This is a genomic window from Paenibacillus sp. UASWS1643 (genome assembly GCF_008693195.1).
In the GTDB taxonomy this organism is placed as follows: domain Bacteria; phylum Bacillota; class Bacilli; order Paenibacillales; family Paenibacillaceae; genus Paenibacillus; species Paenibacillus amylolyticus_B.
In genome coordinates this window covers 150,550-175,788 of sequence record NZ_VXKZ01000101.1, presented here as the reverse complement: position 1 = coordinate 175,788, position 25,239 = coordinate 150,550, and the positions used below count along the sequence as shown (strand labels likewise).

Genomic DNA, 25,239 nt, shown 5'->3' with positions numbered 1-25,239 from the left:
AAATGGGTATTTTTCAATGGTTACTCATAAATGCGTGTTCAAAAAGACAAAAGCCGCTGTCCCGGTGGACAACGGCTTTAACCAACTATTGATATTCATATGACCTGTTTATGGCATATCGCTTAAGAGATTGTTTACACATCCATCCAATGCCATCTATGCGCCTACACTTGCTCCCTGACTTGCTTTGATGGCTTGCTCCAGATCATAGATAATGTCTTGAATGTTCTCTGTGCCAATAGACAGACGAATCAACTCCGGATTAACCCCTGCGGCAGTTTGTTCATCTTCGGTCAATTGCGCATGAGTCGTACTTGCCGGGTGAATGATCAGTGACTTGGAATCGCCCACGTTCGCAAGGTGAGAGAACAGTTTAACATTTTCAATCAATTTACGACCGGCGTCCGCACCACCTTTGATTCCAAAGGTCAGAATCGCACCCTGCCCTCTTGGCAGATACTTCTGTGCAAGCTCGTAAGAACCATGGCTCGGCAGGCCTGCATAACTTACCCAAGCCACATCCTCATGTTTCTCAAGGAATTCCGCAACCGCAAGGGCGTTGCTACTATGACGCTCTACGCGAAGATGTAATGTCTCCAGTCCTTGCAGCAACAACCATGAGTTGAATGGAGAGATCGTTGCACCCAGGTCACGCAGAAGTTGTACACGAGCTTTAATAATATAAGCAATCGGTCCAACCGCTTCCGTATATACAACACCGTTATAACTGGAGTCCGGCTCCGTCAATCCAGGGAACTTGCCACTTGCTTTCCAGTCAAATTTCCCGCTATCCACGATAACGCCACCAATGGATGTACCATGACCCCCAATAAATTTCGTTGCAGAGTGAACAACAATATCTGCGCCATGTTCGATTGGACGAAGCAGGTACGGACTTGGGAACGTATTATCCACGATCAAAGGAATTCCATGTTCATGAGCGATGGCTGCTACCGCTTCAATATCAAGTACATTCCCCTTCGGATTACCGATCGTTTCGGCATACAATGCTTTCGTTTTCTCCGTAATCGCTGCCCGGAAATTCTCAGGATCACTGGAATCCACAAATTTCACGTCCAGACCCAGTTTCGGCAAAGTTGTCGAGAACAGATTGTATGTACCTCCATACAAACTCGCCGAAGACACGATCTCATCGCCTGCACCAGCAATATTCAGAAGTGAAAACGTAATGGCTGCCTGACCAGAAGCTGTAGCCAGCGCTCCAGCTCCGCCTTCCAACGCCGCAATCCGTTGCTCAAACACGTCGGTTGTTGGATTCATCAGACGGGTATAGATGTTGCCAAACTCTTTCAAACCAAACAAGTTAGCTGCATGCTCGGTGTCCTTGAATCCATAGGATGTTGTCTGATACAAGGGTACAGCTCGTGCGTTGGTGGTTGGATCAATCTCCTGTCCTGCATGAATTGCCAATGTTTCAAATGAAAGCTCACGTTCGTTTGACATAAATCTGAATCCTCCCTCGATATATACGTTCTTTAAGTTCATGGTGCCTTCGCATGGTGGCGTATGTTTTCCATATTCTCTCACAAGATGTCGCATTTGAAAAGACTTATTTCCGATTGTTCCGATAAGAAAAATTAAATATGTACACTATTTATTTCTGTACTAAAAAAACCTTTGCCCTCGCAAAGGTTTTTCAGCTACTTTGGCTTCGGTATGCAATACCTCATCCTGGGTTTGGTTAGACCCGAACTGCATCCCATACTTCACGCAAATGTTTGGCCGCAGGTACAGCTTCCTCCGCAGTTACGCCTTCAAGTGAAATATCCATATGTGGCTTATACGTTTTTAGCAATTCAAAAAATAATGGGTAATCCAGTATCCCTGCCCCAGGTACCGGATTAAACTTCTCTCCCTGTGCATCAAAGGCGACATCCTTGGCATGGATTACAATCATGCGCTGATACAGCGATTCCATCACCTTGCGCAAGAAAGCCCCTTGATCTGCTGCATGTGGTTGTTTGATCAGATTACACGGGTCGAACAGCATTCCCAGATTGGATGAAGGAATCTCTTCAAACAAACGTGTCATATGTTCATGGGTATGAAGGGTATGTGTGGACACAGGCTCAATCGCTGCATGCACGCCCCATTTCTCCGCTTCCTCGGCCAACTCCTCAACCGTTTCTTTCAGCACACTCCACGCCTTCTCTTCATATCCATCCGGATGCGTATCCTGATAGGTGTCCAAGCTTCCGGTCTCCGTTGCTACCATGCTGCAACCGAAATCCCGGGCATAACGCAGATGTTCCTTGAATCGATCAATATCCGCACGGCGGCTTACCGGATCAGGGTCAATCGGATTAATATAACAGCCCAGTACCGCAATCTTCACTCCGCGCTGTGCAAATTGATCTCCAATCTCATTCGCCAGACCGGGGCTCAGCTTGCCATTCGATGAGTCCACATCGGATAATGCTTTGGCAAGTGCCAGCTGTACAGAATTGAATCCGTTATCTGCAATTGTCTGCGCAAGCTGTGCTGTAGGCTGTTTACCAAATGTATGTGCCAGAATACCAAGTTTCATCTCACTGCCTCCTTATGCTAATCCGATGATCAAACGATTAACGTGCCATCCAGCCGCCATCGACATTCAGCACATGACCATTCAGATAATCCGAAGCGGCAGATGCCAGAAAGACAACCGGCCCTTTCAGATCTTCAGGTGTTCCCCAACGACCAGCAGGAATACGGGCTGTAATATCCCGGTACCGATTCTCGTCCGCACGGATCTGGGTAGTATTATCGGTTTCCATATAACCAGGTGCGATACCGTTAATCTGAATTCCCTTCCCTGCCCATTCATTGGCGAGTGCTTTGGTTAAACCGGCAACGCCATGTTTACTGGCTGTATACCCTGGCACGTTGATCCCACCTTGATAGGACAACATGGATGCAATATTAATGATTTTTCCACTTCCGCGTTCAATCATATGTCTGCCAGCCAATTGGCTTAGGAAAAATACAGTGTTCAGGTTCAGACCAATTACATCATGCCAGTCCCGCCCTGCATGATCAACCGCAGGTGTGCGACGAATGATTCCGGCATTGTTGACGAGAATGTCAATTCTGCCCTGGAACGCAAGCGCTTGTTCGAACACAGCCGGCAACTCATCTTCACGACTTAAATCTGCTTCAATCACATAAGCTTTGCGTCCGAGTGCTTCAATGGCACTTGCCGTTTCCGCAGGCTTGGAATACGAGACCAGCACCACATCAGCACCCGCTTCTGCCAAACCAATGGCCATCCCTTGTCCAAGTCCTCCCGAGGTACCTGTTACCATTGCAACTTGTCCGCTTAAATCAAATGGGTTCATGAATGATTCCTCCGCATGGTTTTGATATGCAATTCTTAGAGCCGTCCGTTCTTTAATCCCATGAATTAATGAATGAAGTTAACTTTGATAATCCACTGTGACACCGCTCTGCTCGTATAAGGCAGCCGTCTCTTCATCCAAACGCCTATCGCTGATAATGTAGTCCAATTCCGAACACTGGGCGAAAGTTCGCAGTGCAAATTGTCCGAATTTATAATGATCCACAACGCCGTATACTTGCTGCGAGGCAGATATCATTGCTTTTTTTAAAGGAACCAGATCTCCCGTGTATATGGATAATCCAAATTCTGGATGAAGTGCTGTCGTGGATATAAAGGCTTTATGAATGTTAAGACTGGATATAAATGCAGCCGTATCATCCCCAACCAACATATTCCGTACACGAGCCCCGCCAGGCACAACCAGTCGCACTTGCTCCTTTTTGGTCAACTCCGCAATAATGAACAGGTCATTGGTCACCACCGTCAGCGGTTGATTATCGAGACGTTTGGCCATCTCCAGCGTGGTGCTGCCACCATCGAGGGCAACGATATCTCCAGGTCGAATGTAAGCAAGGGCACGTTCAGCAATCTCCGTCTTCTCCGGATGATGTTTCTCGGTAACTCCGCGGCTATTCAAGATGCCATACTGGTCATTCTGAGCCAGCATAGCACCACCATGGACACGTACGAGCAGTCCCATACTCTCCAACTTGTCGAGATCCTCTCGCACTGTTTTCCCAGTCACCTGCAGCAATTCACTCAGATCACTGACGGTTACTTCCTGGCGCTCCAGCAGAGCCTCCATAATTTTTTCATGTCTTTTCAATGGATTCATCACAATCAACTTCCTATACCATCTGAGTCAAATGAATGAGTTTTAGCGTCTACCCTGTCAAATTAACTCAGACATCTGTAATTTATTATTTCAGGTCTTTCATCGCTACGCCGTCCATATCTTCGAACGTCTGGTTCTCACCAGCCATCGCCCAACAGAAGGTGTAATTGCTCGTACCCACACCACTGTGAATGGACCAGCTTGGGGAGATGATCGCTTGACGGTCGCGTACAACCAGATGCCGCGTTTCGTCCGGCTCACCCATCATGTGGAATACAACGCCATCCTCAGGCAGATTCCAGTACAAGTATACTTCGGAACGACGGTTATGGGTATGTGCAGGCATGGTATTCCACATGTTACCCTTGTCAAGTTCGGTAATACCCATCACCAACTGACAACTCTGAATTCCACCTTCTCCTTGGTGAATGTAACGATAGATCGTACGCTCATTGGAAGTTTCGATACTGCCCAGATGATTCGGCTGAGCTTGTTCTTGTGTTGCTTTTACTGTTGGATAGGTGTGGTGAGCCGGTGTGGATACAAAATAGAATTGGGCAGGTTGAGCCTTGTCACTGCTCGTGAACACAACTTCTTTCACACCTCTACCGATGTAGAGACATTCCTTTGCTCCAATCTCATAACCTTGTCCGTCCGCTGTCACTGTTCCGTGTCCACCTACATTAATGATACCGATTTCACGACGCTCCAGGAAAAAGTTCGTTCCGATATCTTTCAGGTTCACTTGAAGGGTAATGTCCTTGCTCTCAGGTACAGCCGTTCCCACAATATAACGATCCACATGAGAATACACCGTTACCAATTCATCGGTTGCAAACAGTTGCTCCATCAAAAATTCCTCACGCAGGCGAGATGTATCATACGTTTTCACTTCATTGGGATGTGCAGCATAACGATTTTCCATTATTAATCCATTCCTTTCGTCATTTAAATTAGTTGGGATTGAGTTTGAATATGTTCATATAAGTTCATTTTAGTTCATTATGTATCTTTTGTGTACCTTTATTTTTAAAATTATTCATATCATTAATCAGTAATGATGTTTATCTCTTGTATAAGAGCAAAAAAAAAGATCTCCGCAGTCTGTAACACAGACCGGGAGATCTCCTTTGATTTAACTATTAATGTGCAACAGCATTGTTAAGCATGATCCAGATCGAACCAATTACGATGGTCATCATAATCAGTAATCCGAAAATAAGGGCCATCACATTCCAGCGTGGTTTCTCTGTTTCACGGATATGCATGAAGAAGAAGAGTTGAACCACAAACTGAAGTGCTGCTGTACCAAGAATCACAATGAGTGTACCTGTTTTGCCCATCATGTCGTTCAAAACCACCACAAGTGGAATGATTGTCAGTACGACGGACAGAATGAAGCCGATGACATAAGACTTCAGTGAGCCATGTTGTTCATGGCCGTGGGAATCATGTGAGTTGTGCTCTGCCATCTACATCACCCCCATGAGATAGACGATCGACAGGAGGAAGATCCATACGACGTCCAAGAAGTGCCAGTACAAGCTGATGACGTTGATCTTACCACGAGTAACGTCGGTAATCCCACGTTTTTTCAGTTGGAACATGAGTCCGATCATCCAGATCAGACCAAGCGATACGTGAAGTCCGTGAGTACCCACGAGGGTGAAGAATGCACCAGAAGCTGCACTCGTCGTGTAACTAAAACCTTCGTGAACCATCTCAACAAACTCGTAAACCTCCAGGGCGATAAAGCTTGCACCCAGAACAGCTGTAACAATCAGCCAGTTAATCAATTGTTTCACTTTACCCTGGTTCATTGCCAGAACGGCAAGTCCGCTCGTAAATGAACTCGTGAGCAAGATAAATGTCTCGGCGATAACGCCAGGCATTTTGATCAATTCGGACAAAATCGGTCCGCCCGCCGAATTGTCACGCAACACAATGAAGGTTGCGAACAATACGGAGAACAAGATAACGTCGGAAATCAGGAAGAACCAGAATCCGAGAATTTTCATTTCCTGTGGATCATGGTGGCCATGGTCATGACCATGCGCATGATTCTCACCGTGCTTAGCGGCTGCTTGAGCCATCTATACCGACCCCCTTAACGACGCTTCGGTACGCTTAATTTCGTCGACCGGAATGTAATAATCCGTATCGTAAGAGAATGAACGGGCGATCATACAGATGCCTACGCCAGCAAGTCCGAGAATCGCCATCCACAGCCAACCGAATACGAAGCCGAAACCAGCAACGAACCAGAAGACAGACATGATGAACGGAATCGAAGAATTCTTCGGCATATGAATTGGCTCATATACAGGCTCAGGCGGATGAATGCCTTTCGCACGACGTTCTTTCTCTTCCCACCACTCATCAATATCATCTCCGCGCGGTGTAACAGCGAAGTTGTACTCTGGAGCTGGTGAAGGAATCGACCACTCGAGCGTACGACCATCCCATGGATCGCCGGAAGCTTTAAGTGTTTTGTATTTGCGAATACCGTCTGCAATTTGTGCAACTTGGAACAAGAATCCGACACCCATCAGGAATGCCCCGATTGTGGATACGAAGTTCAGTTCCCACCAGCCAGTATCCCAGCCGTATGTGCTCAGACGACGTGTCATACCCATCAGACCGACAGCGTACTGCGGCATGAAGCAGACATAGAAACCAATATTCCAAGTCCAGAATGCCCATTTGCCCAGTTTCTCTTCGAGTTGGAAACCGAACATTTTAGGCCACCAGTAATACAGACCAGCGAAGTATCCAAAGACAACGCCACCGATCAATACTTGGTGGAAGTGGGCAATCAGGAAGTAACTGTTGTGGAACTGGAAGTCAGCAGGAGCAACGGATAACAGAACGCCTGTCATACCCCCGACAATAAAGCACGGGATAAAGGCAAGTGTCCACATCATCGGAGTCGCCATGCGAATCCTTCCTCGATACATGGTAAACAGCCAGTTAAATATCTTAACCCCTGTTGGAATGGCAATCAACATCGTAGTTACGGCGAAGAATGCATTCACGTCCGCTCCTGAACCCATCGTGAAGAAGTGATGCGCCCATGTGAAGAAGGACAGGAAGCTGATGATTAACATTGCAAACACCATTGACTTGTAACCAAACAGTTTTTTCCGAGAGAAGGTACTTACAATCTCGGAGAACACACCGAATGCCGGCAAGACGACAATGTATACCTCAGGGTGACCCCACATCCAGATCAAGTTGATATACATCATTGGGTTACCGCCCAGATCAAGTGTGAAGAAATGCGCCCCGGCAAACCTGTCGAGGAATAGCAATGCAAGTGTCACGGTCAAGATCGGGAAAGCAAACAAGATAATAATACAAGTGGAGAATACCGACCATGTAAACATCGGCATTTTCATCCATCTCATGCCTGGCGCACGCATTTTAATGATGGTAACCAGGAAGTTGATACCGGTAGCCAGGGAACCGATACCCGATATCTGTATACCCCATATATAGAAGTTCTGTCCGACCCCCGGACTGTGTGACAGCTCCGATAGAGGTGGATAACTCAGCCATCCCGCATCGGGTGAACCACCGATAACGAAGGACAGGTTAAACAGCATTGCTCCCAGGAAGAATAACCAGAAGCTCAATGCATTCAGAAACGGGAAGGCAACGTCCCTTGCTCCGATCTGTAATGGCACGATAACGTTAAATAAACCAAACATAAATGGCATCGCCATGAACAGGATCATGATCGTGCCGTGAGTTGTAAAGACCTGATTATAATGTTCAGGATGTAAGAAATCCATGTTAGGCATAGCCAGCTGCAGACGCATCATCAATGCATCCACACCACCACGGAACAACATGATAATGGAAGCAATGATATACATAATACCGATCTTCTTATGATCGACGGTAGTTAACCAGTTACGCCAGAGCCAGCCCCATTTTTTGAAATAAGTCAGCACCGTTACGATAGTAATCATCGTAATACCGATGGCCACGTCTGCTCCATAGATCAGCGGGTCGCCAGTTACGAAAAACTCCGATGCAAACTCTTTAAGTCTCTCTAACATTGGGGGCCTCCTTTCGAATCTTTAGTTAGCACTCTTGTCCTCATCTTGATTGGACACATCGGTTGGACTTTGAATGGCTCCAGAAGCTTCACTTGAACTTCCATGCTTACTGTGAGCACTTTGACCATCTACAACATACTTGGTCACAATATTTTGGAACAATCCTTCTGGGAAGGCAGAATAATAAGCAACATTGCTTGTTCCTGGTTCAGCCAGTGCTTTGTAACCTTCTGTAGTCAACGCCTGAGAACTCTGTTTCACTTCAGCTACCCAATTGTCAAAATCTTCGTCCGATGTAGCATTCACATCAAAACGCATTTCTCCAAAATGCTCACCTGTGAAGTTAGCGCCTGAACCCCAGTACTTGCCTTCATGATCTGCCTGCAGATACAAGGTCATCGCCATACCCGACATCGTATAAATCTGTCCTCCAAGTTGCGGAATCCAGAATGAGTTCATCGGTGAATCCGCAGTGAGTTCAAATTTCACGGGCCGGTCTGCCGGAATATTCAGCGTGTTGACCGTTGCAATCCCTTGCTCAGGATACATAAACAACCATTTCCAGTCCAGTGAAGACACTTGGATGGTAATTGGTGCTTTCTCGTGAGCCAACGGCTTCGAAGGCTCCAGATCATACGTGTAACGAACAGTAACAATGGCAAGCAGTCCAATAATGATAATTGGAACCGTCCACCAGATTGCCTCCGCCTTCGTACTATGAGACCAGTTAGGCTCATAAGCAGCTTTGTTATCCGGCTTGTCGCGGTAACGCCATACGATTACGGCAGACAAAATGAGTACTGGCACAATGATGACAGCACACAAAATTGTCGAGATGACAATCAAATCTCTCTGCGAAGCGCCAATTGGCCCCTTCGGATCCAGAACAACGTACTGCCCGCCTGCCAGCATTGGCCAGACAATCAATGCAATTGTAACCAACGTCAGGACAACCGGAATGATAATCCGGATTAGCGACCTAGGTTTCTTGTTCATTTTGATCCCCTCTCCTTAAATTCGCTCATACTGAAAAATCAGTATACTACTCTCTTCCTACTAAAGATATCAGAAATGAACAACTTTTTTGATCTTGTTAACAAATTTGTCGATTTTACACCTTAAATGTGTGAATTTTTTCTCACAAATCGCTTGCATGGTTGATATTTGCACATAGTAATCTTTACACATCAAGTCACAAAATAAAACCCTTTGCAGTCCCGTTGAACAGTGTCAACGAATCCGCAAAGGGCTTTATTGACTGGATTCCGGGTACTCATCCAGTCTTATTATGAACGAATTAACGCAGGATTATAATCAATCGGCGCCTTCGTCTTCCCGGCGTGTATGAACAAGGCCAATCGCTTTGGCAATAACGTAAATAAACACACTACCTACAAGGAATCCAATACCGACCATCAAGCCAAGATTACGATCATTAAAGTCATTCAGATTGATCAGACACATGACCACTCCCGTAATGAGTGCGATCCATGCCAGAACTGTCATCGTCAAGACGGCGCGCCGCATATTTTTGTCTTTGCGCTCCAATTGGCTGACCATTGCTGTCTTCGATGCCATAGTAAACACTTCCTTTTCCCTTTTTGTAAGTGCTTTCCTTATACCAATATACCACATCAGTATGATTTTTAGTCAACAAATGTTCAAATTTTATTCGCAATTTGGACACTTTATTTTAATTTCAACTGTTGACAAAACATTATTCATTTCTTCCTTACTTCTTATAACCCAAAAAACGTCTCTTCATAACAGGAACTGCACTTGACCTTATGAAACCTTTATGAACTACTCATTTCCAACGGTAAAAATACAAAAAAAAGACGGCACATTGGAATGCTCCAATGTTACCGTCTTTTTCATCTTCAATAAGGGAACCATATATAATAGGACCTGCTTTTCCCTTAAACCTGCCACCTAAACTATTGGGGATTATGTTCGTTCCGTGTCTCCAACCAATTATTCTTCATGACGTTCTGATACCAGTAATAACTCTCCTTCGGTGTTCTCACGAGTGAACGATAGTCCACATGAACAAGACCAAAACGCATACGGTAGCCTTCTGCCCACTCGAAATTATCCATCAGTGACCATGCCATGTACCCTTTCAGGTTAATGCCGTCATTAATGATGCGGTGAATTTGAGCCAAATGCTGCTCATAATATGAAATCCGGCGATCATCGTTAATTTTTCCGTTCTCCAGGTCATCGTTGATGCAAGCACCATTCTCTGTGATATATACATCCACATTGCCGTATTTTTGCAAGTAATGCATAAATTCATACAAACCACGTGATTCCACGGGCCAGCCAATATCGGTTTTGGTGAGGCCCATATCAACTTCTTCCGATTGCAGAGCACCTGCCTCCGGATTGAAGCGATTAATCCCCATCGTGTAATAGTTAATGCCGAGCAGATCGATTGGTTGCGAGATAATCTCCATATCGCCTTCCTGAATGGGTACGGTAGCCCCCGCTTCTGCAAACCAATCCACCATAAACTGCGGATATGAACCTTTGTAGATTGGATCAAGGAACCAATCGGTATTAAGCGCAATCGATCGGTCACACGCAGCTTGGTCCTCAGGAGATTTGCTGTACGGCTCGGCCCAGCATACGTTCGGAGCAATACCGATCTGCCCAGTTGTACCCAAACGACGGAAGGATTGAACGGCTTTACCGTGAGCGACCAGCAATCCATGAGCAACATTGATTGACGTCTGCAGGTCTTTGTTTCCTGGCGCATGAATCCCGAGAAGGTTTGACAGGAACGCGATGCACCATGGTTCGTTGAATGTCAGCCAGAAGTTGATTTTGCCAGAGAATTCTTTGAAAATCACTTCGGCATATTTCACAAAAGCATCCACAGTTCTGCGGTTGCCCCAGCCTCCGTCATTCTCCAGCGTTTGCGGAAGATCCCAGTGATACAGTGTGAGGAACGGTTCAATTCCAGCCTCGATCAATGCATCCACGAAGCGGTGGTAAAAGTCCAGACCTTCCCGATTGATCTCCCCATCTCCGTCAGGAATAATACGCGGCCAGGCAATGGAGAACCGGTATGTATTAATCCCGAGTTTCTTCATCAGTTCGATGTCTTCCTCATACCGATGGTAACTATCACACGCGACATCTCCATTATCTCCGTTATATACTTTGCCAGGTGTGCGCGCAAACGTATCCCAGATGGATACCCCGCGTCCACCTTCCTGTGCCGCTCCTTCTATTTGATAGGAAGCTGTTGCTGTACCCCAGCGAAAATCTTGCGGAAATTTAAAAATGGTCATGGTTGGCTCCTCCGTCTCATGATGACACGCGGATCGTCTGTCCTGCGGCCATGGTTAAAATAATTACATAATCGCCCTGAGGCGTAAGCTCTGCCTTGACTTGTTCGTTTCCTTCCAAATGCAGCGGATAAGCACTGCGAAGGGTCAGCGACTCATTTCGATCTGCCTTAATAACCGCTGACACAAGCTTGTTGTCCGTCCACGTTATTGCTACCGTGTAACCACCTCTTGCACGAAGCCCTTCAATACGACCTTGAGTCCAGAGTTCAGGCAGTGCAGGCAGTAAATGTAACTCGTTCAAGTGGCTCTGCAATAACATCTCTGCGATTCCAGCCGTGCCTCCAAAATTACCATCGATCTGGAAAGGTGGATGGTCATCAAACAGATTCGGATGTGTGGACCGGGCCAGCAACGTGCGCACAAACTGATGTGCCTGGCTGCTATCCAGCAGTCGTGCATACAGATTGATCAACCATGCACAGCTCCATCCTGTATGCCCGCCACCTTGTGAGATACGACGTTCAAGCGATACCCGTGCTGCTTCTACCAATTCCGGTGTGTGCACTCGATTGATCTGCTCCCCTGGATACAGCCCATACAGATGGGAGACGTGACGATGCCCTGGTTCAGATTCAGCAAAATCTTTAAACCACTCCAGCAATTGTCCTTCGCTTCCAATTCGGAATGGATAGAGTTTCTCCAGAGCCTCACCCCACTCGCTCGCCAATGACTCATCTAGATTCAATTGCTTCGAGGCCTCAATACAGCAGCTGAACAGTTCACGAATTAACGTCATATCCATCGTTGAAGCCATGGATATACTGCGTGCCTCCCCAGCATCTGTGAGAAACTTGTTCTCTGGTGAAGTGGATGGAATCGTAACCAGATAACCATCGGGTCCTTCCACCAGCCAATCGAGACAGAACAGCGCCGCCTCTTTCATGATGGGATACGCACGTTCCTCAAGAAAACGCTGATCCCCGGTAAATTGGTAATGCTCCCATAGATGCGAGGTCAACCAGACGCCGCCCATCGGCCAGAAAGCCCAGCTTGCATCTCCACCTGTCGGTGTAGAGGTTCTCCAGATATCCACGTTATGATGGGCAGTCCATCCACGGGCTCCATACAGAATCCGCGCCGTTCTTCGTCCTGTATCACTGAGATCGGTCAGCATATCAAACAGCGGCTCATGACATTCACTGAGATTGCAGACTTCCGCTGGCCAGTAATTCATTTCCGTGTTGATATTGATTGTGTAATCACTATGCCATGGCGGCTCTACCTGATGGTTCCAGATTCCCTGCAGATTGGCAGGCTGGCTGCCCGGACGTGAACTAGCCATTAACAGATATCTTCCATATTGAAAATACAGTGCCTCCAGTCCAGGGTCTTGTTGCCCTGCCTGATAAGCCTGCAACCGCTCATCTGTAGGTAATTCGGCGTTAGCCGATACCCCTAGATCAATAGAGACTCTGTTAAACAACTCGCTATGATCCTGAATATGTCGTTTACGAAGCGCTTCCGCGCCATGTGTGGTCGCTTTGGAGATCATCTCCTTGCATTCCTCTTCCAATACAAGATGATCCTTCACAGGCAAAACATCATAACTTTCAAAGGACGTAGCTGCTGCCAGATAAAACACAACCTGATCAGCACCCTGAATATGTAACTTGCCTTCCAGTTTGGAAACCTTCACCTGATCGCCAGATGCCGTAAACGCTACACGGACAGCATATGCCGTCCCCCGATCCTCTTCATAGAGGACGGATTCCGGGTGATCCCTGAAGTAATTGGACTCCACATGACTTGGGCACCGACTGAACATGGTTAGAGCATCTCCCGAAGTCTCAACGCGATAAGGATGGGGACTGTCTAGCGTAACACTTACACTCACAGCGCCCTTCTGATCAGCAGTCAATGTGCAGACCATTAGATCATCCGAAGCACTAGAATACACTTCACGTACGTATTGAGTTCCTTCCAATGAGTAGGTTGTGGTTGCAATACCCGATTCCAGATCAAGCTCCCGTTCAAATGCATCATATGAAAGATTATCCAGACCCTCATGGTGCAATAGAAAATGACCCATCGGCTGGTAGGCCTCTACATCACGACCAAGCATTTCACGGTTCAACAAATCCTCAGCTTCACCATACTGCCCAGACATGATCAACTCTCGCGTCTGTTTCAAATACCGCTGACTGCTGTATTGAATCGTATCCCGTGGAAACCCTGACCATAATGTATCTTCATTGAGCTGAATTCGTTCATCTGCTGCGCCACCGTACACCATGCCTCCAAGACGGCCGTTTCCGATGGGCAATGCTTCTTCCCAGCGTTTTGCCGGTTGTCGATACCATAGACGATTGATTTTAGTTTGGTTATTGTGTTGGGACATGATTAGCTCCTGTTCCTAAATCAGCTGTATATTTCTTATGACATAAAACGTTTTCGGTAAGTGCTTACAATAATAAAATTATATGTGATTTCAAAATTTGCGTCAATGCAAATCATCACATCATTCCACAAAAAAAGGCCCCATATAGGGCCCTTTCCTTGTGTAACCATAGATCACAGACAATCCATATTATTTTACATCTTTTCCTGTCCACAGAGAGACACGTTCTTTAACCCAAACCGTAAATTGTTTCTCCATTTCAACTGCACCCGCTTTGTCCAAATCAGCCAGTAAAGCATCATAGGTTGCATCAAAGTTTGCTGGTGTAGTCAGAACAGCTTCCGGAATCCGTTTACGAATGATATCCTGCGTTTTCTGGAAAGTTACTTCATAATCTGTACCGGAAGGTACGGACATGTTATACGCTGCGCCCCAATCCTTAACTGGCAGATCTTCTTCAGCCGGATAGAACTCTTTCCAAGTCGTAATACCGTAAGCTTTCAGCGTTTCTTTCTCTGCAGCCGTGTAACCAGCTACAATCTGCTCAGGGAAGTTGGTTGTGTAGTAGTTATCCGTTGAATCTTTTACACCATCACCGTATCTTGCACTAAATACGTTGTACATCCCAATTCCTGTTTCCTTACTGAAATTAGAGTTGTCATTCGTTTTGCGGTCCTGAACGTCATCTGGAATCACGCGTTTACCATCTTCTACGTTGTAATGTTCACCTTCGATACCCCAGTTTCTCAGAACTTGTCCTTCATCGGAAGCAAGCCAATCCATGAATTTGATGATACGTACTGGATCTTTGGCCGAAGTTGTAATCCCGATGCCATAACCGTCAAAGCCGGCTGGTTGGAACGTGTGATCCACAATATCGTCGTTAAGTGATACAGAGAAGTGAGCATATGTGGCATCATCCTTGCCCGATGATTTAAGCGCGTTCTCCGCTTCTTGATAGTTCCACTCTTGGTCAATCAGACCGAGGACACGGCCACTGGCAATTTTGGACTTGTATTGGTCATCCTTTTGAACAAAGGCATCTTTGTCCAGTAGGCCTTCATTGTACATTTTATTCAACCAGCGGAAATATTCTCTTTCCTCTGGACGTTTGTAGTGCAATTTTGCTTCATACGTTTCAGGGTCAATGTAATATTCACCATCATCCGGTGCACCTGTTGCCTGGAAAGCCGGGTTCGTTACCGTGATCATGATTTTCCAATCATCTGCATTCAATGTTAATGGAATGGTTGGTTGACCATCAATGGTTGGATGTTTTTCATAATAGGCTCTGAGTACATTCTCGTAATCCTCAAGTGTCTTCACTTCAGGGTATCCAAGCTCTTTCAATACTCTTTGCTGAATTTCAAATCCACCTGTAGCGTCAAACGTAACATTATCAACGCCCATATTGGTTGGAATGGTATAGATCGCTTGATCTTCCAAACTGTATTTCAAACGGTTCATCTGTTCCCCATAGATTTTTTTCAGATTGGGAGCATGCTCTTCAATCAGATCCGTGAGATCCAGCATCGCGCCTGCATCCACAAGCTTAGATAAGTTACCTTTAGGGTAGATCATATCAGGAAAGTCACCACTGGCAGCCATTAGCGCAATCTTCTGGTTACCACCATCGTTTACATCATACTCTGCTTCAATTGTAACGCCTGTTTGCTCCGTGATCTTTTTACCAACAGCATCTTGCATCTTATTCCAGGTTGGACTAGCATCCGCCCCGAAGAATGTAACTGTGATCGGTTCGGTTCCGCTGGACTCCGAAGTCTCTTTGGTTCCCGAATTTCCGCAGCCAGCTGTAACCAACATTGCACTTGCAAGCATCAACATTGCAAACGTCTTGGGTGTATTGCCTTTCATTTTGCCTCTCATTGTCTAGTTCCCCCTATTATTTATGAAGGTTTTATCTGTATAACAGGCTTTATGCCTGAGGATACCACTTTTTTTTGAATGCGCTTTCGGTATCGTTCATTCCGACGTGTTTACTAAAGCTGACGTTTCGATTCTGCAAAAAGAAAGATTCTTCTTCTAACAGACGTAAAACGTTTTCGGAAATGGAATAAACCGCTTACTGAAAGTGCTTACATGATAGATTATAGGCTATCCATCACCTCACGTCAACAATAAAAAAAGCCCTTTCTCAAGGGCTTTTTTCGCTATGAAAATCAATAGCATTCTTGCTTGGTTTTCAAGCTTATTTCACATCTTTTCCAGTCCAGAGAGCTACACGTTCCTTGATCCAAACCGTGTATTGTTTCTCCATCTCTACTGCACCCGCTTTATCGAGTTCAGCAAGAAGACCATCATATACGCTGTCGAAGTTCTCAGGTTTGGCAAGGATCGCCTCTGGAATACGTTTACGTACGATATCCTGTGTTTTCTGGAACGTTACGTTGTAATCCGTGTCAGATGGTACAGGCATGTTGTATGCTGCGCCCCAATCTTTCAGCTTCAGATCATCTTCGGAAGGATAGAAATCTTTCCAAGTTGTAATACCATAGGCTTTCAACGTTTCCTTCTCAGCTGCAGTGTAACCTGCTTGAATCTGTTCAGGGAAATTCGTTGTGTAATAGTTATCTGTGGCATCTTTCACACCATCACCGTATCTGGCGCTAAATACGTTATACATGCCTACGCCTGATTCTTTGGTAAAAGCAGAGTTATCATTGGTTTTGCGATCTTGTACGTCAGCCGGAATGATGCGTTTCCCATTCTCGACTTGGTAATGTTGGCCTTCAACACCCCAGTTTCTCAGGACCTGACCTTCATCGGAAGCAAGCCAATCCATGAATTTGATAATACGTACCGGATCTTTGGCCGAAGTTGTGATTCCGATACCATAACCGTCAAATCCTGTCGGTTGGAACGTATGATCCACAATATCCTTGTTCAGGGATACGGAGAAGTGGGCATATGTTTTGTCGCCACCGTTAGATGATTTCAAAGCATTCTCCGCCTCACCATAGTTCCACTCCTGGTCAATTAGACCAAGTACACGGCCACTGGCAATCTTGGATTTGTATTGGTCATCCTTTTGAACAAATGTATCTTTATCAAGCAGACCCTCATTGTACATTTTGTTCAACCAACGGAAATATTCCTTTTCTTCAGGACGTTTGTAGTGTAGAACGGCTTCATATGTCTCTGGGTTGATATAATACTCACCGTCATCCGGTCCACCCGTAGCTTGGAATGCAGGGTTCGTTACCGTAATCATAATTTTCCAGTCATCTGCATTCAATGTTAACGGAATAGTCGGTTGCCCATCAATTGTTGGATGTTTTTCATAATACGTTCTCAGTACGTTCTCGTAGTCCTCAAGCGTTTTTACTTCAGGGTAGCCGAGCTCTTTCAATACTCTTTGTTGAATTTCGAATCCGCCCGTAGCATCAAACGCAACATTATCTACACCCATATTAGTCGGGATCGTGTAAATGGCTTGATCTTCCAAACTGTATTTCAGACGGTTCATCTGATCACCATAGATTTTTTTCAAATTGGGAGCATGCTCCTCAATTAGATCGGTCAGGTCCAGCATCGCGCCTGCATCCACAAGCTTAGACAAGTTGCCTTTAGGATAGATAATATCAGGGTAATCACCACTGGCAGCCATCAAAGGAATCTTTTGGTCACCACCATTATTCACATCATACTCAGCTTCAATTGTAACTCCCGTTGCCTTAGTAATCTCTTGACCGACAGCATCCTTCATGTTATTCCAGTTCGGACTTGCGTCTGCACCAAAGAATGTAAAGGTCACTGGACTGGTTGTATCTCCGGAATCAACCGGTTTCTCTGAAGCGTTAGTTCCTCCTCCACTGCCACTGCATCCTGCTGTAATTGCAAGTGCACTGGCTAACAGAAGCATTGCGAATGTTTTTGGTGTTTTGCCCTTCATGTGTAATCCCCCTTATGGATATTAATGAAGCTGTATATTTGTATAACAGGCTGACCTGCACATACCGTGACCAGATGAAACAAATGTAATTTTCTTGTTTTTATAACATTAGAAGCGTTTTCTTAAAATAAAAAAATGTTCTTCTCTTACCTTTTCCTCTTCATTCCTGCAAGTTTTTACTTCGAGATTCAGGTGTATGCCACGTGTTGTACAAACAAATGTAAGTGCTTTCATACTTGAATAATAATCTCTCCTATATCCCTTGTCAATAGTGAATTTATAAAATTGAAAACGTTTTTTAGAAAACGTTTTAGATAAAAAAAGAACCCAGATATTCTGGGTTCTTTTTCGTTTTAGATTTGAATTGCTAATCGTTTATTTAGCCTCTTCACCGCTCCACAATTGAACACGGTTTTGAACGAGTTCTGTATATTGTTTCTCCATATCCTCTGCTCCTGCTTGGTTCACTTCTGCAATCATGCCGTCATAGATCGCATCAAACTGTTCAGGAGTACTCAGAATGGCTTCCGGGATACGTTTCCGGATGATATCCTGTGTTTTCTTGAAGATAACGTTGTAGTTGGAGTCACCTGGTGTTGGCAGATTGTATGCTGCTCCCCATGGTTTGATTGGGAACTCGTCTTCACTCGGGAACAGATCTTTCCACGTCGTAGCACCGTAAGCTTTGAGTGTTTCTTTCTCTGCATCGGAATATGCTGCCACGATCTGTTCAGGGAAATTCGTAGTGTAGTAGTTATCCGTTGAATCCTTCACACCGTCTCCATAGTGACCGGACATATTGGTGTACAGTCCAATACCCGTTTCTTTCTGGAATACGGCTGCATTATTGGTTTTCTGATCCAGAATGTCGGCAGGAATGACACGTTTGCCGTCCTTCACTTCATACTGTTTGCCCTCAATTCCCCAGTTCATCAGCACTTGCCCTTCTTCAGAAGCCAGGTAATCGAAGAATTTGATGGTACGAACCGGGTCAGGATTCGATGTTGTAATCCCTACACCCCAACCGGATACAAAACCAGGGTCTTGGTAGGCATGATCCTTGATGTCCTCGGACAGGGTTACCGGGAAGTGTGAATACGTTGCTTCATCCTTGCCCGCAGATTTCAGTGCATTTTCTGCATCGGAATAACCCCAATCCTGGTCAATGACACCCAGAACACGTCCACTTGCAATTTTGGATTTGTATTGGTCTGTCTTCTGGATGAAGCTGTCCTGATCAAGCAGTCCCTCATTGTACATATGGTTCAACCAGCGGAAGTACTCTTTTTCCTCTGGACGTTTGTAATGCAGACTTGCTTCATATGTCTCTGGATCGATGTAGTATTCACCGTCATCCGGAGCTCCTGTTGCCTGGAAGGCAGGGTTCGTTACGGTAATCATGATTCTCCAATCATCCGCGTCCAGAGTTAACGGGATCGTTGGCTGACCATCAATTGTTGGGTGTTTCTCTTTGTACGCCTTCAATACATTCTCGTAATCCTCAAGTGTACGCACTTCCGGGTATCCGAGTTCTTTCAGTACACGGTGCTGAATGCCAAATCCACCACCTGCATCAAAGTATTTTTGGTCTACCGCATAATACGTTGGCAGCACATAAATAGCCTGATCCTCATTACTGTATTTCAACCGATCCATGTAATTACCATACAGCTTCTTCAGATTGGGAGCATATTGGTCGATCAGATCTGTCAGATCGAGCATTGCTCCGGCATCCACCAGTTTGCTGAGTTCTCCTTTGGGGGAGACGATATCCGGATAGTCTCCACTCGCCGCCATTAAGGATATTTTATCTTGACCACCACTAACGGCAAATTCACCGTTAAGGGTTATCCCTGTTTTTTCCGTAAGGACTTTACCTACTTCATCCTTCATGCCATTCCAGTTCGGACTGGGGTCAACGCTGAAGAAATCAAAAGTAAGTGGAGTTGTCTCTGCGCTTGTATCCTTGAACGACGTATCACTGCCGCTTCCTCCACCGCATCCTGCGAGTAAAGACATTGCAAGCACTGGTGCCAGTGCAATCTTCATTTTGGAACTTGCCATAATGGTAATCCTCCCTGTTTCATATGTCTGTTTGTCCGGGACTTTTTTGTCCCTGTCTATAGCTTCATGAATACCACACCGCAGCCCTATACGGTGAAGCGCAGACCAAATGGCTGCGCTTCGGGTATCCTGATGCTTCATTTGTAGATGTACGGCCGCTCTATTTGGCAGCCTGTACCCAATTGTTTAACCTTTTACTGCGCCCAGTGTCATACCACCAACAAAGTACTTCTGAAGGAATGGATATACAATGAGGATTGGAACCGTTACAACGATTGTAATCGCCATTTTGATCGATTCCGGTGAAATCTGTGTCATTTGCTGCGCCATATCATTGGCATTTCGTCCAGCACCTGAGCCCTGCTGTGTACTTTGCAATACTTTCATCAGCTCATATTGGAGCGTGGTCAAATGTGCCTTTGAACCATTATACAGGTACGTATCGAACCACGCATTCCATTGACCTACAGCTAGGAACAATGCGATGGTAGCAAGCACTGGTTTACACAGTGGCAAGATGATTCTGTAATAGATTGTAAAGTCATTCGCTCCGTCCAGCTTCGCGGATTCCTGCAATGAGTATGGCAGGCCATCAATGAATGAACGGATGATGAACACGTTAAATGCACTGATCATGCCAGGCAATACATATACCCAGAATGTACCGATCAGGTTCAAGTCACGCATCAGAATGTACACCGGAATCAGACCACCGGAGAAATACATCGTGAGCGCGAGCGTTGTGGAAACAAATTTTCTAAGTCCAAAATCAGGTCTGCTCAGTGTAAATGCGATCATGGATGAACTGATCAATCCGAGCACGGTACCTACAAGTGTACGCAGAATGGAGATCTGCAAACCTTGTAACAATCCATCATATTGGAAAATCGTTTTGTAGTTCTGTAATGTGAATTCGCGAGGCCACAAGTAAATTCCGCCACGTACTGTATCTGTCGAGTTATTGAGTGAGATGGCTAGTACGTTAAGGAATGGATAAAGTGTTACAACCAGCACCATGGTCATCGCGAGGATGTTGAATATATCGAACAGTTTATCGCCCCGAGTAGCATTGAATGCTTTGTTCGCCATAATGTCGTCCCCTCCCTACATGATGCTTTCTTTAGTGAATTTTTTGAACAAGCCGTTCGCAGTAAACAGAAGGATGATACTGACAACGGAGTTGAATATACCTATGGCTGTACCATACGAGAATCGTCCCATATTCAAACCATAATTGAGCGCGTATAGATCAAGTACTTCCGAGTAGTCTGTGACCAGACTGTTGCCAAGCAAGAACTGCTTCTCGAAACCGATACTGATAAGATGTCCAATTGACATGATGAAAAGTACGGAAATCGTGGTCCGTATGCCAGGCAGCGTAATATGCCACATCTGTCTCCAGCGGTTGGCTCCATCTACACGGGAAGCTTCATACAGCTCATTGTCGATACCTGTAATCGCCGCCAGATAGATGATGGCATTCCAGCCGGTTTCCTTCCACATATCTGAAGCGGTTACAATGTACCAGAACAAGTTCCCCTTGGCCATGAATTGGATCGGCTGGTCGATAATGTTCAGTCCTACCAATAGATCATTGATAATCCCTCCATCGGTGGAGAGCATCTTCGTAATGATCCCGGCTACAACAACCCAGGATACAAAGTGAGGCAGATATGATACCGTTTGCACGGCACGCTTGAAGAACATGCCTCTCATTTCATTCAGGAGAATAGCGAAGAATATCGGTACGATAAAACCGACAACTAGTCCCATCAAGCTCATTGCAAGCGTATTACGAAGTACCAGATAGAAACGATCATCACTGAACAGCTCTACAAAGTGTTTAAAACCAACCCACTCTTGATCACCAAACGATCTGGCAGGTTTATAATTTTGGAAAGCCATCGTCCATCCCCATAGTGGCAGATAGTTAAATACGAAAACCCAAGCTACGAATGGCAATGACATGAGATAGAGATATTTCTGCTGTTTCATTCTGTCCCAAATTCCGTTCCGCCGATTCTTTAAAGGCGGTTTGGGGTCACTGCTTCTGTTCGCGGAAGCGGATTTTTTTGTTAGCGTTTCCATCTCCGTTCCCCCTCCTCTGTTTTATAAAATAATCATACTCGATAGAGCGTTTTCAAAATACCATCTGGATTTTAGAGAAAATCATATAAAAATTAGATATAGACATATATAATCAGACATTAATTCGTTAAAATCAGTGATAAATTCTACATTTAAATGATATAAAAGTAATATCAAGGTAAAAATGTATCTAAAGTGGTGAATATCGAAAACGTTTTATAGAAATCGTTTACTTTAATTATATGGCATACAAAAAGGACCCTTTCGGGTCCCTCTGATTACAATGTAAATTGAATAGTTTGCAGTTTAACGATCCCGAGTAGTTGCGCTACGGATATCGAGGTTGCTGGACGGAATTGATCTCCATTCAGATACGCAAGTATCTCCTGAAATAAGTAGGCGGCTTCCGGACGCTTCATTAAAGCCAGATTGGCAAACGGAAGTGAGGATACCAAAATCTTGCCCTTCCCTACTTTTGCCTCAAAGGCATAAGCGAGTCGTTTGGCCCGATGGAAATGGTCCACCACTTCGATCAGCGGTTCCACCCCGGGCAACGTATCCAAACATATCGCTGGTGTACCGTTCACCAAGTGATACCAATGCCAGTCCGAAGCTCCATCATGCGGGAAGGAGCCTAGTAGTGCTAGCCGATCTCTCAGATACATACCCATCGTTGCACCAGGCTGTGTAGCAAACATCAGGTAATTCCAGAATACAGGCAGATACTTGGTCTCCACTGAATCATATAACCCTTCTGCGGTTGGCTGTAGCCAAACACTCCCCCCGTTGACCACATAATCAACGACATTGGGTGTTAACGACTGAACGATAACCAAGTCAATCTCCCGATTTTTCAACAACTGAAATCCATCGATTCGATCTACGCAATCATCATGCGCTTCACCCAGGAATGGCTTCAACTCTGCCACGGTATTCCAGAACCGATTCGAACCCGGATGAGACTGATAAAAAGGAAACGACCAGCCATGCCATTCATTCGCTACAGTTCTGTCCAAATCGCCTGATATCAGCTCCGCTTCGATCCGAAAAGCTGCTGCCCCTTCATGAGGAGCGGTAGCGACGATGCTTCCCAGTGACATGACAGATCCACATTGGATATCTCCGGTCTTCCATGCCCCTTCAGTAAGTATCACATCATCGCTTATTAACCTCCACTGAATGACCGCGTCCTCAAGCGGCTCCTTACCGTAGTGAGAGATGCGTACATCAACATGAATGGGTTCTCCGGCGTAAAATGTACGCTCCTTGCAGCTTAACAACAGCACCAGATCTGCGTTGAAACGCATGATTTCTTCTGATGTTGTAATGCCTTTGTCATCCCAAAATACATCCAGAATGCCCGTCGTAGCATGTCCCTGCCCTGGAAAATCACGAATGTCCAGAAGCTGTACGCCCGCAGCGTCCGATGTTCGCCGAATTCGCTCCATGGCTTCTTTTAAAGAACGTACCAGATGGGTACCACTGACCTGTTGAAAATGCTCGAGGTCCTCCATCATTCCTTTGTTTGTTAACGATTCTTCGATCGGTCGTAACCAGCTAGGACGCAATACGCCAGTATACTTGGCTCGCTCTTGGGGCCGCACATACATGGTATACTGTGCATGTTCGTGCCCAATGACGGGAAGCTCCGCAAGCCGGGTGACTGCACCATAGTCCAGCGTGGTATCCGGCACAGCAGAATACGCGGATTCCAACGGGGGATGCCAGTTCAACGACTGAATATAATAATCACCTTCCCGCCCTTGCGCCGGAAGCTGTCCAAAACCTGTATTGTCCGTATATAAGCGGGTCGGGTCTGATTCCCTTGCCCTTGATACCCATGCATTGAGTTCAGGATGGCAATTCGGACCAATAAGCTCATTCCCCATGGAGAACATGACGAATGAAGGATGTCTATGCAGCGACTGAAGCAACCCGTCCAGTTCTTGTGTCAGATAGGACAATACTTCAGCTGGCGCAGACTGATCCGATTGCTCAAAGAAACGAGACCAATGGGGAAGTTCTGCCTGTACCAGCATGCCCGCTTCATCAGCAGCATCCCAGAAAGGCTCCGGCGCGCTCCACCCATGCAGTCGGACATGATTGAAGCCATACGATCTGGCGACTCGAAACTGCTGAAGATAGTGCTCCTTGTCCCATACGGGATAACCCGTCAGTGGAAAAATACAGCAATCGACGTACCCGCGCAGATACACCGGTGTTCCATTCAACTCAAGCTGCTTCCCGTTTGCTGCAAAGGAGCGTACACCAAATGATTGCTCCAGCCGATCCAGTTCCTGTTCACCGTCATGCAGACGGATCACAGCCTTGTATAATTCAGGGGATTCATCCGACCATCTTGCGATAGACTTTTCTGTTCCAAGTTCCAATCGCCACTGATCTATTACAGCGTTACTTTCAGTTAAACCTGTTAAGCTTATATCCACATGTGATGGATCACTCAGATTCACATTACAACTATATCGATCAAGCCATGTGCCGTCCGGATGCTGGATATCCACATGTAATTGCATCGGTCTAGCAGATTCTTTTGCGGGAGCGCTTACAGTACAATCAACGAGAATGGTTCCATTCTCAGCATCTGGTTGAATACGTAACGTCTGTAATCGGCATGGGGGCAGACTGTCCAGATAAACACCACCCGTGATTCCACCCCAGGCTGTGGCCGTATGCAATGAATGAATATGGCTACCCGCCAGCGGAAGTTTCATCGTATTATCCACGCGGATCTCCACACGATTCACTTCTCCCTGCTTCACCAGAGAGGTAACATCCCACTTCTGTTGATTCACCAGACTATCCTGCTGCCCGGCATACTGTCCATTGATCCAGAGATTCGTTGTCCATCGAACACCTTCCAATCTGAATACATAGTGGCATCCAGGATCGTCTGATGGAACATGAACATCCTGAGCATACCAGGCTGAGCCTTCATATTCGCGTACCTTGGTCCAGGTATCGAGCCTTTCGTATTCAGGCTCATCTCCGTATCCTTGCTCTTCCCATGAACCGGGAATCTGAATGGTCTCCCATGATGTATTTTCACACTGTAAAGGGGGTGATATCTCTTGTTCTACGAGTTTATCGGACTCCAGATCCAAACAAAACTGCCATGTTCCATTTAAGTTCAATGTATGACGTACAGCGCCTATATCAGACAATTTCATCTCGTATAGCCATCCCTTCATCTGGATTCTTGTAAATCCAGTCTAAAATG

18 protein-coding genes are annotated in these 25,239 nt (G+C 45.7%); all 18 read right to left on the bottom strand.

Annotation, left to right across the window (positions count from 1 at the left end):
* Positions 1-156: 156 nt before the first annotated feature.
* The 18 genes from FE296_RS09010 to FE296_RS08925 all read right to left on the bottom strand — a co-directional run bounded on the left by FE296_RS09010 (position 157) and on the right by FE296_RS08925 (position 25,189).
* A complete protein-coding gene (locus tag FE296_RS09010) occupies positions 157-1,464 on the bottom strand; it encodes a homocysteine synthase (RefSeq protein ID WP_124118132.1) in 1,308 nt (435 codons plus the stop codon).
* 238 nt (positions 1,465-1,702) lie between these two features.
* Entirely contained in the window at positions 1,703-2,548 is an 846-nt protein-coding gene (locus FE296_RS09005; protein WP_150364784.1) for a sugar phosphate isomerase/epimerase family protein, read from the bottom strand.
* 37 nt (positions 2,549-2,585) lie between these two features.
* Positions 2,586-3,338 (bottom strand): 2-dehydro-3-deoxy-D-gluconate 5-dehydrogenase KduD, encoded by a 753-nt coding sequence (kduD, locus tag FE296_RS09000; RefSeq protein ID WP_150364783.1) that lies wholly within the window; start codon positions 3,336-3,338, stop codon positions 2,586-2,588.
* Positions 3,339-3,416: 78 nt separating this feature from the next.
* Positions 3,417-4,175 (bottom strand): DeoR/GlpR family DNA-binding transcription regulator, encoded by a 759-nt coding sequence (locus FE296_RS08995; protein WP_124118135.1) that lies wholly within the window; start codon positions 4,173-4,175, stop codon positions 3,417-3,419.
* An 85-nt stretch (positions 4,176-4,260) separates the two neighbouring features.
* Positions 4,261-5,100, bottom strand: a complete 840-nt coding sequence (kduI, locus tag FE296_RS08990) for a 5-dehydro-4-deoxy-D-glucuronate isomerase (RefSeq protein WP_150364782.1) — start codon at positions 5,098-5,100, stop codon at positions 4,261-4,263.
* A gap of 217 nt (positions 5,101-5,317) precedes the next feature.
* The gene (gene cyoD / locus FE296_RS08985) at positions 5,318-5,647 is read right to left on the bottom strand and encodes a cytochrome o ubiquinol oxidase subunit IV (RefSeq protein WP_091019256.1); all 330 of its coding nucleotides are present in this window, start codon (positions 5,645-5,647) and stop codon (positions 5,318-5,320) included.
* The gene (gene cyoC / locus FE296_RS08980; RefSeq protein WP_091038523.1) at positions 5,648-6,268 is read right to left on the bottom strand and encodes a cytochrome o ubiquinol oxidase subunit III; all 621 of its coding nucleotides are present in this window, start codon (positions 6,266-6,268) and stop codon (positions 5,648-5,650) included.
* Positions 6,269-8,239 (bottom strand): cbb3-type cytochrome c oxidase subunit I, encoded by a 1,971-nt coding sequence (locus FE296_RS08975; RefSeq protein WP_124118137.1) that lies wholly within the window; start codon positions 8,237-8,239, stop codon positions 6,269-6,271.
* Positions 8,240-8,260: 21 nt separating this feature from the next.
* Entirely contained in the window at positions 8,261-9,235 is a 975-nt protein-coding gene (gene cyoA / locus FE296_RS08970) for a ubiquinol oxidase subunit II (protein WP_124118138.1), read from the bottom strand.
* Positions 9,236-9,553: 318 nt separating this feature from the next.
* A complete protein-coding gene (locus FE296_RS08965; protein ID WP_124118139.1) occupies positions 9,554-9,817 on the bottom strand; it encodes a hypothetical protein in 264 nt (87 codons plus the stop codon).
* A gap of 359 nt (positions 9,818-10,176) precedes the next feature.
* Entirely contained in the window at positions 10,177-11,538 is a 1,362-nt protein-coding gene (locus FE296_RS08960) for a GH1 family beta-glucosidase (RefSeq protein WP_150364781.1), read from the bottom strand.
* Positions 11,539-11,554: 16 nt separating this feature from the next.
* Positions 11,555-13,936 (bottom strand): glycoside hydrolase family 95 protein, encoded by a 2,382-nt coding sequence (locus FE296_RS08955; protein ID WP_150364780.1) that lies wholly within the window; start codon positions 13,934-13,936, stop codon positions 11,555-11,557.
* Positions 13,937-14,125: 189 nt separating this feature from the next.
* Entirely contained in the window at positions 14,126-15,823 is a 1,698-nt protein-coding gene (locus FE296_RS08950; protein ID WP_411860569.1) for an ABC transporter substrate-binding protein, read from the bottom strand.
* Positions 15,824-16,145: 322 nt separating this feature from the next.
* Complete coding sequence (locus FE296_RS08945; RefSeq protein WP_124118142.1) at positions 16,146-17,849, bottom strand: ABC transporter substrate-binding protein; 1,704 nt, start codon at positions 17,847-17,849, stop codon at positions 16,146-16,148.
* Positions 17,850-18,224: 375 nt separating this feature from the next.
* Positions 18,225-19,913, bottom strand: a complete 1,689-nt coding sequence (locus FE296_RS08940; protein ID WP_124118234.1) for an ABC transporter substrate-binding protein — start codon at positions 19,911-19,913, stop codon at positions 18,225-18,227.
* A gap of 186 nt (positions 19,914-20,099) precedes the next feature.
* Positions 20,100-21,002 carry a carbohydrate ABC transporter permease gene (locus FE296_RS08935; protein ID WP_036606894.1) on the bottom strand — a complete coding sequence of 301 codons (903 nt, stop codon included), beginning with the start codon at positions 21,000-21,002 and terminating at the stop codon, positions 20,100-20,102.
* A gap of 15 nt (positions 21,003-21,017) precedes the next feature.
* The gene (locus FE296_RS08930) at positions 21,018-22,001 is read right to left on the bottom strand and encodes an ABC transporter permease (RefSeq protein ID WP_036606891.1); all 984 of its coding nucleotides are present in this window, start codon (positions 21,999-22,001) and stop codon (positions 21,018-21,020) included.
* 278 nt (positions 22,002-22,279) lie between these two features.
* The gene (locus FE296_RS08925) at positions 22,280-25,189 is read right to left on the bottom strand and encodes a glycoside hydrolase family 2 protein (RefSeq protein ID WP_190945101.1); all 2,910 of its coding nucleotides are present in this window, start codon (positions 25,187-25,189) and stop codon (positions 22,280-22,282) included.
* Between the last annotated feature and the right edge of the window lie 50 nt (positions 25,190-25,239).

What these genes read in the sequence shown, in the direction of transcription:
- FE296_RS08945 (WP_124118142.1), bottom strand. Translation starts at nt 17,849, where the DNA reads ATGAAGGGCAAAACACCAAAAACATTCGCAATGCTTCTGTTAGCCAGT.
- FE296_RS08935 (WP_036606894.1), bottom strand. Translation starts at nt 21,002, where the DNA reads ATGGCGAACAAAGCATTCAATGCTACTCGGGGCGATAAACTGTTCGAT.
- FE296_RS08960 (WP_150364781.1), bottom strand. Translation starts at nt 11,538, where the DNA reads ATGACCATTTTTAAATTTCCGCAAGATTTTCGCTGGGGTACAGCAACA.
- FE296_RS08975 (WP_124118137.1), bottom strand. Translation starts at nt 8,239, where the DNA reads ATGTTAGAGAGACTTAAAGAGTTTGCATCGGAGTTTTTCGTAACTGGC.
- FE296_RS09010 (WP_124118132.1), bottom strand. Translation starts at nt 1,464, where the DNA reads ATGTCAAACGAACGTGAGCTTTCATTTGAAACATTGGCAATTCATGCA.
- FE296_RS09005 (WP_150364784.1), bottom strand. Translation starts at nt 2,548, where the DNA reads ATGAAACTTGGTATTCTGGCACATACATTTGGTAAACAGCCTACAGCA.
- FE296_RS08995 (WP_124118135.1), bottom strand. Translation starts at nt 4,175, where the DNA reads ATGAATCCATTGAAAAGACATGAAAAAATTATGGAGGCTCTGCTGGAG.
- FE296_RS08950 (WP_411860569.1), bottom strand. Translation starts at nt 15,823, where the DNA reads ATGAGAGGCAAAATGAAAGGCAATACACCCAAGACGTTTGCAATGTTG.
- cyoA (WP_124118138.1), bottom strand. Translation starts at nt 9,235, where the DNA reads ATGAACAAGAAACCTAGGTCGCTAATCCGGATTATCATTCCGGTTGTC.
- FE296_RS08940 (WP_124118234.1), bottom strand. Translation starts at nt 19,913, where the DNA reads ATGGCAAGTTCCAAAATGAAGATTGCACTGGCACCAGTGCTTGCAATG.
- FE296_RS08965 (WP_124118139.1), bottom strand. Translation starts at nt 9,817, where the DNA reads ATGGCATCGAAGACAGCAATGGTCAGCCAATTGGAGCGCAAAGACAAA.
- kduI (WP_150364782.1), bottom strand. Translation starts at nt 5,100, where the DNA reads ATGGAAAATCGTTATGCTGCACATCCCAATGAAGTGAAAACGTATGAT.
- FE296_RS08925 (WP_190945101.1), bottom strand. Translation starts at nt 25,189, where the DNA reads ATGAAATTGTCTGATATAGGCGCTGTACGTCATACATTGAACTTAAAT.
- FE296_RS08930 (WP_036606891.1), bottom strand. Translation starts at nt 22,001, where the DNA reads ATGGAAACGCTAACAAAAAAATCCGCTTCCGCGAACAGAAGCAGTGAC.
- cyoC (WP_091038523.1), bottom strand. Translation starts at nt 6,268, where the DNA reads ATGGCTCAAGCAGCCGCTAAGCACGGTGAGAATCATGCGCATGGTCAT.
- FE296_RS08955 (WP_150364780.1), bottom strand. Translation starts at nt 13,936, where the DNA reads ATGTCCCAACACAATAACCAAACTAAAATCAATCGTCTATGGTATCGA.
- cyoD (WP_091019256.1), bottom strand. Translation starts at nt 5,647, where the DNA reads ATGGCAGAGCACAACTCACATGATTCCCACGGCCATGAACAACATGGC.
- kduD (WP_150364783.1), bottom strand. Translation starts at nt 3,338, where the DNA reads ATGAACCCATTTGATTTAAGCGGACAAGTTGCAATGGTAACAGGTACC.